Annotated in this window: 10 protein-coding genes; 6 read left to right on the top strand and 4 right to left on the bottom strand. The window is 45.7% G+C overall.

The genetic code is table 11. The features are described 5' to 3' along the window. The first annotated feature begins 135 nt into the window (after positions 1 to 135). The 5 genes from nagB (at position 136) to F7D47_RS03405 (ending at position 6898) form a co-directional block, all read left to right on the top strand. Entirely contained in the window at positions 136 to 927 is a 792-nt protein-coding gene (nagB, locus tag F7D47_RS03425) for a glucosamine-6-phosphate deaminase (RefSeq protein ID WP_153084907.1), read from the top strand. Between the two features lie 251 nt (positions 928 to 1178). Next, positions 1179 to 2825 (top strand): sulfatase family protein, encoded by a 1647-nt coding sequence (locus F7D47_RS03420; RefSeq protein ID WP_153084910.1) that lies wholly within the window; start codon positions 1179 to 1181, stop codon positions 2823 to 2825. Between the two features lie 25 nt (positions 2826 to 2850). Further along, positions 2851 to 4374, top strand: coding sequence for an arylsulfatase (locus tag F7D47_RS03415; RefSeq protein ID WP_153084906.1), 1524 nt, complete (start codon positions 2851 to 2853; stop codon positions 4372 to 4374). Between the two features lie 52 nt (positions 4375 to 4426). Beyond that, positions 4427 to 5650, top strand: a complete 1224-nt coding sequence (locus F7D47_RS03410) for an anaerobic sulfatase-maturation protein (protein ID WP_153084905.1) — start codon at positions 4427 to 4429, stop codon at positions 5648 to 5650. An 87-nt stretch (positions 5651 to 5737) separates the two neighbouring features. Then, complete coding sequence (locus F7D47_RS03405) at positions 5738 to 6898, top strand: dicarboxylate/amino acid:cation symporter (RefSeq protein ID WP_118080185.1); 1161 nt, start codon at positions 5738 to 5740, stop codon at positions 6896 to 6898. A 522-nt stretch (positions 6899 to 7420) separates the two neighbouring features. Here F7D47_RS03405 and F7D47_RS03400 read toward each other — a convergent pair. The 3 genes from F7D47_RS03400 to F7D47_RS03390 all read right to left on the bottom strand — a co-directional run bounded on the left by F7D47_RS03400 (position 7421) and on the right by F7D47_RS03390 (position 8932). Beyond that, entirely contained in the window at positions 7421 to 8032 is a 612-nt protein-coding gene (locus F7D47_RS03400) for an HAD family hydrolase (protein ID WP_153084904.1), read from the bottom strand. 119 nt (positions 8033 to 8151) lie between these two features. Continuing rightward, complete coding sequence (locus tag F7D47_RS03395; RefSeq protein ID WP_153084903.1) at positions 8152 to 8796, bottom strand: DUF418 domain-containing protein; 645 nt, start codon at positions 8794 to 8796, stop codon at positions 8152 to 8154. Continuing rightward, complete coding sequence (locus F7D47_RS03390) at positions 8738 to 8932, bottom strand: hypothetical protein (RefSeq protein WP_153084902.1); 195 nt, start codon at positions 8930 to 8932, stop codon at positions 8738 to 8740. The genes F7D47_RS03395 and F7D47_RS03390 overlap by 59 nt, the downstream gene beginning before the upstream one ends. Before the next feature lie 286 nt (positions 8933 to 9218). On the opposite strand from F7D47_RS03390, the gene F7D47_RS03385 reads away from it, so the two are divergent. After that, on the top strand, positions 9219 to 10529 hold the full coding sequence (locus F7D47_RS03385; RefSeq protein WP_153084901.1) for an ATP-binding protein: 1311 nt from the start codon (positions 9219 to 9221) through the stop codon (positions 10527 to 10529). Between the two features lie 81 nt (positions 10530 to 10610). Here the strand turns inward: F7D47_RS03385 and F7D47_RS03380 are convergent, their stop codons facing one another. After that, positions 10611 to 10820 (bottom strand): hypothetical protein, encoded by a 210-nt coding sequence (locus F7D47_RS03380; RefSeq protein WP_194252584.1) that lies wholly within the window; start codon positions 10818 to 10820, stop codon positions 10611 to 10613. Between the last annotated feature and the right edge of the window lie 662 nt (positions 10821 to 11482).

Here is an 11482-nt window from a genome sequence, read left to right as displayed (position 1 = left end):
ATATTAGGGCTTGTTAGGGACTTGCACCCATTAGAATAAGCTCATGCCGAGCATACCATCAAGAGGGAGTGCCAAGTGAGTTGGCACCCCTCTTTTTGCAGTCTTGATAAATATTTGAAACATGATTTTATAACTATGCGCGTAATTATAGAAAAAAACTATGACGAACTGTCTCGCTGGGCTGCGCGTCACGTTGTTGAAACAATCAAGGCATTCCAGCCTACTGCAGAAAAGCCATTCGTATTAGGTTTGCCTACCGGTTCTTCCCCTATGGGCATGTATGCAGATATCGTAAAGGCTGTGAAGGCTGGCGAAATCTCTTTCAAGCACGTTCTCACCTTCAACATGGACGAATATGTAGGCTTGCCGGAGTCTCACCCTGAGAGCTATCATTCATTCATGGCCCGCAACCTCTTCGACCATATCGACTGCCCTAAGGAGAATATCCATATTCTGAACGGTAACGCTGAGAACCTGGAGGAAGAGTGTGCACACTACGAGCAGATGATTGCTGAGGCTGGCGGCATCGACCTCTTTATCGGCGGTATCGGTCCTGATGGCCACCTTGCCTTCAATGAGCCTTTCTCATCACTCACTTCCCGCACCCGTGTCAAGTCATTGACTACAGACACCCGCATTGCCAATTCACGTTTCTTCGATGGCGATATGAACAAGGTTCCGGCTACAGCCCTCACCGTAGGTGTAGAAACAGTTATGGCTGCCAGAGAGGTGATGATTCTCTGCAATGGTCATAACAAGGCACGTGCGCTCCAGGCTGCCATTGAGGGTCCTGTTACACAGGCTTGGACCATCAGTGCCCTGCAGCTTCATCAGCATGGCATCATCGTTTGCGATGAGAGTGCTACTGACGAATTGAAGGTCAGCACATACAAGTACTTCAAGGACATAGAAAAAGATAACTTATAGTTTTATCATAAAAAATCAACTATTCTATGTTATATCAACACATCATGTACGAGAATAGACTAGGTTGTGTGCCCTTTCTGTCGTGAAACAGGAAGGGCACTGTTTCTTTATGAAGAATAAGAGAAATACTCTTAAGAAAAATCCCGAAATTTTTGGTAATTACGAATATTCAGCGTACCTTTGCAAGATATAACTTAATACAAAACATTATGGCTAATAATTATCAACCTTTCAACCGATCTTTGCTGGCGATGGCTGCCCTTCAAGCCTTGCCGCTATCTCTCTTCGCCCAGAATACAGGCGAAAAACCAAACATCCTGTATATCATGTGCGATGACCACGCCATACAGGCTATCAGCGCCTACGGCAGTGCCATCTCCCAACTGGCGCCTACCCCAAATATCGACCGACTTGCAGAAAGGGGAATGAAATTCAACGAGGCTTTCGTTGAAAACTCGCTTTCTACACCAAGCCGTGCCTGTCTGATGACCGGTCTCTACAGTCATCAGAACGGACAGCGCATGCTGGCAGAGGGCATCGATTCCACCAAAACCTTCTTCTCTGAAATGCTGCAGAAGGCAGGCTATGAGACGGCAGTAGTGGGAAAATGGCACATGTCATGCCGTCCTAAAGGTTTCGATTTCTATCACATCCTCAACGACCAGGGACAATATTACAACCCGACCTTCGCATCAACAGACCATTACGGAGAATACAAGCAGGAAATGGGATATGCCACCGACCTCATCACAGACCATGCCATCGAATACCTCGACCAAAGAGACAGAAACAAGCCATTCTGTCTGCTGGTTCATCATAAGGCACCCCACCGTCTGTGGATGCCTAGCACCAAGTATGTTGGGAAATACGGCAAAATAAACTTCCCGCTACCTGAAACCTTCTGGGACGACTATGCGACCCGAGGCTCGGCTGCATCCACCCAGAAGATGACTATCGGTGAATATATGGAAATGGTACGCGACCTGAAAGTGCCCGAAATGTACGACTCTTCTACACCGGAAGGCAGAGACTCGTATGCCGGACTCATGGGAGAGATGAACCGCATGACACCGCAGCAGCGCGAGGCTATTGATGCCTATTACATGCCGAGAAACAGAGAATTCCTGAGCAAGAATCTCACGGGTAAGGAACTGGTAGAATGGAAATACCAGAACTATATCCGCGACTATATGGCAGTGATTGCTTCGGTGGATGAGAGTGTAGGCCGACTCCTGACTTATCTCGATGAGCATCATCTCACGGATAATACCATCATCGTATACACCTCCGACCAGGGATTCTACATGGGCGAACACGGCTGGTTTGACAAGCGTTTCATGTATGAGGAATCATTCCATACACCGCTCATCATCAGCTATCCTAAGCATATCCAGCCTAAGAGCGAGTGCAACCAGATGGTACAGAACATCGACTTTGCTCCTACCTTCCTCGACCTGGCGGGCTTGAAGAAGCCTGCCTATATGCCGGGCACTTCGCTCCAACCATTGTTTGCCGGACAGCCTGTAAGAAAATGGCGTAAGAGTCTGTATTACCATTATTATGACTACCCTAATTATCATCTGGTACGCAAGCACGATGGTGTGAGAACCGAGCGCTACAAACTGATTCATTTCTACGGCAAGGGTGGTGAAAGAGCCGTTCCAGAAAACAAGTATCAGTGCCAACCGGGAACTTCAGAAAACTGGTGTTTCGAATATCTCAAATCCATCAACTACATCACCGATGATGCCGATATTGACTACTACGAGTTGTATGATATCCAGGTTGATCCGAACGAGCTGCACAACCTCTACGGCAAGCCTGGCATGCAGAAGGTAGAAAAGGAAATGAAGAAACTCCTCGCTACCTATCGCAGGAATCTGAAGGTAGATGAGTAAAGAAACCGAACAAAATAACATTGATATGAACAAGACAATATGGCTTACAGGGGTAGGTTTGGCGTGCCTTCCTACCCAGCTCTGTGCAAAACAGAACACCCCACCCAACATTCTCTTCATACTGTGTGACGACATGGGATATGGCGATCTGGCTTGCTACGGTCAACCTTATATCCACACGCCTAATATAGACCGGATGGCACAGGAGGGAATGAGATTCACCCAGGCTTATGCCGGTTCTCCCGTCTCGGCTCCGTCGAGAGCTACCCTCATGACGGGTCAGCATACGGGACATACACATGTGCGTGGAAACAAGGAATACTGGAGAGGTGTGCCAATGGTAAAATATGGCAACAACGAGGAGTATTCTGTCGTAGGACAGGAACCTTACGACCCGCAGCATAAGATTCTGCCCGAAATCATGAAGGACGAAGGATATAGAACCGGCGTATTCGGGAAATGGGCTGGCGGATATGAAGGTTCGGCTTCTACTCCCGACAAGCGTGGCGTGGACGAATTCTATGGCTATATCTGCCAGTTTCAGGCTCATCTCTATTATCCTAACTTCCTGAACCGCTACAGTCGTGCAATGGGAGATACAGCGGTGGTAAGAGAGGTAATGGAACAGAACATCCAGCATCCGATGTTCGGCAAGGATTATTTCAAGCGCAAGCAGTATTCGGCCCGCATCATCCACGACAAGGCACTGGAATGGATTGACAGACAGGATAAGGAACATCCTTTCGTAGGATTCCTTACCTATACCCTGCCACATGCCGAACTGGCCCAGCCGGAAGACTCTATTCTAGAAAATTACCAGAAACAGTTCTTTACCGATAAAACCTGGGGCGGATGGGAAGATTCGAGATACAACGCTGCGGTTCATACCCATGCACAGTTTGCCGGAATGATTACCCGACTGGACCAGTATGTGGGCGAAATCTTCGCCAAGCTGAAGGAGAAGGGACTCGACAGGAATACCGTTGTCATCTTTACTTCAGATAACGGGCCGCATGAAGAAGGTGGTGCTGATCCAGAGTTCTTCGGTCGCGACGGTAAGTTGAAAGGTCTGAAGCGCCAGTGCTACGAAGGCGGCATCCGCATACCATTTATCGCCTGGTGGCCTGAGCATATCAAGGCAGGAGCGGTGAACGATACCCAGTTTGCCTTTTACGACCTGCTGCCTACTTTCTGCGATTTGGCTGGCATCAGAAACTTTGCCAAGCGTTATACCAACAGAAAGTTGGCTGGTGATGGTTTCGACGGAATCTCTATCGCTCCTACCCTTCTGGGCAAGGATGCAGAGCAGAAACATCACGATTACCTGTACTGGGAATTTCACGAAACCGACCAGATTGGCGTGAGAAAGGGCGACTGGAAACTGGTGGTAGTAAAAGGCGAGCCGCGGCTCTATAATCTGACTTCCGATATCCACGAAGACCATAATGTGGCGGCAGAACATCCTAAGATTCTTACCGAACTCCTGGCTGCCATCAGAAAGGAGCATCGAGACAGCAAGGATTTCGAAATTACGCTGCCAAAGTTCTGATTTTCTCTCCCGGTTACAGAGAGATAGAGATTACAACTAGATTCAAGAAAAAATGATAAACGACAACATAGCAAATCCCTTTGCCAAGCCACTGTATGTAATGCTGAAGCCTGCGGGTGCCCATTGCAACCTGGCATGCAAATACTGTTATTATCTGGAGAAGAACAAGCTCTATCCCACTGCTCAGCGACATCTGATGAGCGATGAGATGCTGGAACAGTTTACCCGAGAATATATTGAGGCGCAAACCATGAACCAGGTGCTCTTCACCTGGCATGGTGGCGAGCCTCTGCTGCGCTCCATCGACTTCTACCGCAAGGCTTTATCCCTACAGCAAAAGTATGCTGGAGGCAGGCGTATCGACAACGTAATTCAGACCAACGGCACGTTGCTGACCGATGAATGGTGCGAGTTTTTCGCCCAGAACCATTGGCTGGTAGGCATCTCTATCGATGGTCCGCAGCCTGATCATGACCATTACCGGCTGACGGCTGCGGGAAAACCATCGTGGAAGAAGGTGATGCAAGGCATCAAACTGCTGAAGAAACACGGGGTAGAATGGAATGCGATGGCGGTGGTGAATGCCTATAATGCCAATCATCCGCTGGAGTTCTACCGCTTCTTCAAGGAAAACGGCTGTCAGTTTCTGCAGTTCACACCTATCGTTGAGCGACTGACCCGACATGAGGATGGCCGTACCCTGGCAAGTCTTGCCGACAAGGATGAGATTTCTCTGAGCGAGGCATCGGTTGCGCCGGAGCAGTGGGGCTACTTTCTCTGTGCAATTTTCGATGAATGGGTTCGGAAGGATGTGGGCAGAATCTTCGTTGAGATTTTCGACTGCACACTGGCAAACTGGATGGGCATTTCTCCCGGCATCTGTGCTTATTCCAAGGAATGCGGTCATGCGGGAGTGATGGAGCACAATGGCGATGTTTATTCCTGCGACCACTTTGTTTTTCCGGAGTATAAGTTGGGCAATATCCGTGACCATTCGCTCATCGACATGCTTTATGGTGAGCAGCAACAGGAGTTCAGCCGTCTGAAACACAGTTCTCTTCCCCGCCAGTGCAAGGAGTGTGACATGGAGTTTGCCTGTCATGGAGAATGCCCAAAGAACCGCTTCATGAAAGATAGGTATGGCGATTCCGGTCTCAACTATCTCTGTCCGGGTTATTACCATTATTATCAGCATGTAGCGCCCTACATGGATTACATGAAGCAGGAACTCATGTCGCAGCGCCCACCTTCGAACATCATGAAAGTTGTACAGTAAGCATGACAGATTCTAAAAAAACAGCAAAATACTTGGAAAAAAGTCAGAAATATCGTACCTTTGCAGGCAAAAAGCAATTTTACGAATATGAAAAGAATCAAAATGCCACTATTGGCAAGAATCATCATTGCCATCCTGTTGGGTGTAATCTTCGGCAATTTCTTCAATGAAGCGGCCGTCAGAGCGTTTCTCACCTTCAACGGCATCTTCAGCCAGTTTCTGGGCTTTATGATACCGCTCATCATCATCGGTCTCGTAACACCAGCCATTGCCGACATCGGTCACGGAGCCGGAAAACTCCTCCTTGCCACCGTGGGCATCGCCTTTGCCGACACCATCCTGGCGGGTCTGCTAGCCTATGGTACAGGTTCGGCACTCTTTCCACACATGATAGCCAACTCAGCCCATGTGGCAGTAGATAAGGCTGAAGAACTCAAACCCTTCTTCGAAATCAAAATACCAGCCATGGTAGATGTGATGAGCGCTCTCGTTTTCTCGTTCATTGCCGGACTGGGCATTGCCCACAAAGGCAGCCGCACCATGCAGAACGTTTTTCAGGAATTCAAGGAAATCGTATCAGGTGTCATTGCCAAAGTCATCATTCCCCTACTGCCCCTTTATATCTTCGGCATCTTCCTGGGCATGACTTTCTCCGGCGAAGCCTACCACATTCTGCTGGTCTTCGCACAGATTATCCTCGTGATTCTCGTACTTCATATCGTCATCTTACTTTACGAATATCTGTTGGCTGGCGGCTTGTCCCACAAGAATCCTTTTAAGCTGCTGCTCAACATGTTGCCAGCCTACTTCACGGCACTTGGCACATCCTCATCAGCAGCCACCATTCCGGTAACTCTGAAGCAGACCTTGAAAAACGGCGTCACCGATGGCATTGCCGGATTCACCATTCCGCTCTGTGCCACCATCCATCTCTCGGGATCAATGATGAAGATTACCTGTTGTGCGCTCACCATCTGTCTCATCAATGGTATGCCTTGCAATCTTCCTCTCTTTCTCAACTTCATCTTCGTGCTCGCCATCTGCATGGTAGCAGCTCCGGGAGTTCCGGGAGGAGCCGTCATGGCAGCGCTAGGTCCGCTAGCCTCAGTTTTAGGTTTCAATGCTGATATGCAAGCACTTATGATAGCCCTCTATATTGCGATGGACAGTTTCGGTACCGCCTGCAATGTAACCGGCGATGGCGCCATTGCTATAGTCGTGGATAAGATATTCAGAAAGGATAAATAAAAAATAAAAGAGGGTGTGTCACAGACTTATGACGCACCCTCATCTTTATATAAATCTCTCTCTATTTCTAAAGTGATTCACATATATATATTATGTATATCGTATGTTCTATTCTTACTTGCTCAAGCTAACAGAATGGCTCATGTTAGTCATTTCTGGAATTGAGTTTACTACGTGTTTCAAGAACATGCCCATGCAAAGAACCATACCTGAAAACATAACTGCGGCGAAAGCCATTGTAAAAATAGTCATCATAATTATTAACCTTTTTAAAATTTATTATTTGTTATTCCTTAAACACGAGTGCAAAGTTAACACTTTTTTATCGAATAACGGCATCTTTTGCCGAGAAATATCATTGCAATATATTTTTCTTGATATGGGTCAACCACTTGTTTTTAGCCTTGAAAATGACATTTTGCTATCGGATATGTTGTTTTTGTGGCAATAATTTACATATATCATTTTTCTCGCTTTGTTATGTGTGTAACAAGATAGGGTTTCCTGTCAGATGATAAGAAGTCAGAATCGAAGTGAAAGCCAATCATCGAACTTCACGTTCTGGAAGGTATGGATGCCCAGCTTCTCGGCAGCCTCACAGTTTTCCTTCAGATCATCGACGAAGAGAGTTTCATCGGGATAGATGTTCACCTGCTTGACTACCTCTTCATAGATACGGGCATCAGGCTTAGCCAAATGCATTCGCTGAGAGAGGAAACAGTACTCGAAATAATCCTCTACCCCATAATTCTGATAAGGGAAGAGATGCTTCACGCAATAATCCCAATGTATATCAATGGTATTGCTCAAGAGAAAGAGGCGGTAACCAGCCTTCTTCAACTGCAGGAGTCGCTTCTTTTTCTCATCAGGAATCTCCACCAGCATCTTGTTGGCAGCATCGATGATCTCTTCATTCGTCACATCGGTCCCTGTCAACTCACGGGCTGCATCGCAGAATGCTTCGGTGGTAATCATTCCCACACCCAGTTTGCTCATCAGCTTCATCCCTTCACTCTGAGGATTCGGATTAGCCAGTTCCCCCATTCCTATCACCTTGAAAGCCCCGATGCATCCTTCCGGATTGAGCTTCACCAGGACATTACCTAAATCGAATATGATATTCTTGTATTGCATAATCTATACCTTATTTAAATTTCACTTTTAATCTTTAATTAGATACTTACTGCAAAAGTACAGCAAATTCGGGAGAGAACAAATGATTTGGAAAAGGAATGGCGGGAATATAACATTTATTAGTAAAAGAAGGATATGCCTATAACTACTTTTACCTTCTGATAAGCCGCATTAATAAGTATGGCAATACCCACAAAAAAGGCGTAGGTGATGCCGAGCTTCGTCTGGAGATTGAAGCCATAATAAGCAAACAGTCCGCAACCGATGATAGACTGGAGGAAATAGTTGGTCAGACTCATCTTACCAAACTGGCGCAGGAACGACAATCCCTTTCTGAACCATTCCTTTCCGTACCACAACAAAACGAATCCTGATACTACAAACGAGAGGATGAAGAAGTTGTAGATAGGATAAAGCCAATTGTTCCATGTTTCCATGTGGCGCACATCAGCGATGCCACCCACAATCAATACCAGGATGGAAACCGCCAGCACCTTCTTCCACAAAGCCAGGTTGTTGTTCTCATTATAGAACCAACGCTTTCTGCCCACCAGCATTCCGAGTACGAAAAGGCAGATGGTCTGCGTATGTCTTCCCTTCATCAGGCACCAGTAATAGGTAGCCACCTGTCCGTATCGCAGGTTACTGTAGGCATTCTCCAGGAAGGTGCCGTGCTGATGACCATTATACATATTTCCATACACCTCACTCAATGCCGATGCATCCACCTGCCATCCAATCATCACACCCCAGCGTATAAGCATGCTCTATGCTTCCATCGTACATATTGAAATGCTCCACGGAATGATAGAGAATAATACCTGCCACTGCCAATCCTCGCAAGGCATCAGCCACGTCGATACGACTGTTTTTCAGTCCTAATGTCTTGTAAAAATTCATTTTGATATTATTTGTTAGTTATTATGAGTTGGCAAAGGTATAACATTTTATTGGAAAAAGCGAATAAACCACAATGTATAACAAATATTAAGTTTTAAAAGAAAAAGAGAAAAAGTCGGCCTTTTCCTTGGTTATTCGTTAGAAAAAGTGTATCTTTGCTCCGCTATTCGTCAGAAAAAGTGTATCTTTGCTCCGCTATTCGTCAGAAAAAGTGTGAAGTTCATACGATTATTCGTTAGAAAAAGTGCGGAATTCATACGATTATTCGTTAGAAAAAGTGTAAATCATGGAAAGAAGCATCTATAACAAACTCGTAGAATGGAAGAATAAGCAAAACCATAAACCTCTGATTCTCAACGGAGCAAGACAAGTAGGCAAGACCTATATCCTGCAAGAATTCGGAAAAAGAGAATATAAAAAGCTTGCATTCTTCAGTCTCGACAGAAATCAGAAGGCAGCAGAAGTGTTTGAAAAAGGCGGCACAACTGCTGATATACTGATGGCACTCTCCGCCATCAGCCAGGTAGATATTACCCCTAACGATACCCTTATGGTACTCGATGAGATACAGGATTGTCCCAAGGCTTTAGAAGCCTTAAAGTTCTTTTGCGAGGATGCTCCTGATATTCATATCATCGTGGCAGGATCCCTGCTGGGAATATCACTCCATAGCGGGGTATCATATCCAGTAGGAAAAGTAGAAGAGCTGCGCCTCTACCCGATGAACTTCATCGAATTCCTCGATGCCATGGGAAAAGCGAAGCTGGCAAGCATCTTGAAAGAAGGAAATTGGAACGTCATCAATTTACTGGAAACAGAATTGATCAGCCTGCTGCGACAATATTATTATGTAGGAGGAATGCCAGCCGCCGTACTCGCCCATGTAGAGCAGAAGGGACTACAGGAAGTCCGTTCCATCCAAAAGCAGATTATACAAGACTATCGCCGAGATTTCTCGAAGCACGCACCAGATAGAGAAGTGCCTCGCATTAATATGGTGTGGGACAGTATCCCTGCCCAACTTGCCAAAGAGAACAAGAAGTTCATCTATGGAGCCGTAAAGAAAAGTGCCAGAGCCGCAGATTTCGAACTGGCCATCCAATGGCTGATAGATGCCGGACTGGCATATAAGGTTCAGAGAGTCAATACCCCACGCCTCCCTTTCAAATTCTATGAAGACCTGAACGCCTTCAAACTCTTCATGCTCGATGTGGGACTGATGGGAGCGATGGCAGAGACTTCAGCTGAATCGATGTTGGTAGGAGATGGCATATTCTCAGAATACAAAGGTGCCTTCACGGAATTATATGTCTTCACCCAGCTGAAAAGCCAGGATATTTCATTATACTATCATGCTGTGGATAACTCCACAATAGAGATTGATTTCCTAGCCCAATGGCACGACCGGGTTATACCGATTGAAGTAAAGGCAGAGGTGAACGTCAAAGCCAAATCTCTCAGAACATTCATCACCAACAATTCGGAACTGAAGGGACTCCGCTACTCCATGCTTCCCTATAAGGACCAGGATTGGATGATCAACGTTCCGCTCTATGCATGTCTGACATCGTTTGATAAATTACCTGGTATCATTTGATAAATCATGTTGATGCCATTCAATAAAAGCTTCGATTCTGACATTTTCATCAGAATCGAAGTGCAAGCCAATCATCGAACTTCACGTTCTGGAAGGTATGGATGCATCACAGAATGCTTCGGTGGTAATCATTCCCACCCCTAGTTTGCTCATCAGCTTCATCCCTTCACTCTGAGGATTCGGATTAGCCAGTTCCCCCATTCCTATCGCCTTGAAAGCCCCGATGCATCCTTCCGGATTAAGCTTCACCAGGACATTACCCAAATCAAATATGATATTCTTGTATTGCATAATCTATACCTTATTATAAATCACACTTTTAATCTTTAATTAGATACTTTCTGCAAAAGTACTGTAAATTCGGGAGAAAACAAATGATTTGGAAAAGGAATGGCAGGAATATAACATTTATTAGTAAAAGAGGAAAGTCTATGTATGAGAAAGTTTTTCTAAAACTAATGCCACTATTGCCACGCTCCAAGTTAACCAATTGGTTTTTAGCCATTTTAGCGTTGCAATAAGGGCATTTTCTATTATCACCTATTGCCACCTATTGCCACACTCGGGCGAAAAGCGGGGGATTCTCAGCGAAAAAGCAGAGGAATACTTAATTTTCCAGGAGAAAAACATTAAAAAAGTGGAGAAAAAGGCTTGCGGTTTCGAACATTTTTTTGTATTTTTGCAACCAACAGGAAAAATTCCTGCCGATTCCACCTAGAAGCTTACGACTCCTGTGAAACCACTTTTTATATAATTTTAATTCCAAAAACCTATGACACAAGCAGATTTAGTCAGACTCTACTTCGCTAAAGGAGATGTTTACAACTCATGGAACTATTGCTTCAATTGAGCACGGATGACCGACACGATGGTCACGAATGACCGGCGTAGCTGGGCACATTTGCCCAACGCCTTGGGCAAAGCTGGGCAAAACCATCGGCAATCCTAAGTAT

This window comes from Segatella copri (assembly GCF_009494835.1).
In the GTDB taxonomy this organism is placed as follows: Bacteria; Bacteroidota; Bacteroidia; order Bacteroidales; family Bacteroidaceae; genus Prevotella; species Prevotella copri_F.
The sequence above is the reverse complement of the archived record's forward strand: the minus strand, read 5'-3'. Positions and strand labels throughout refer to the sequence as shown.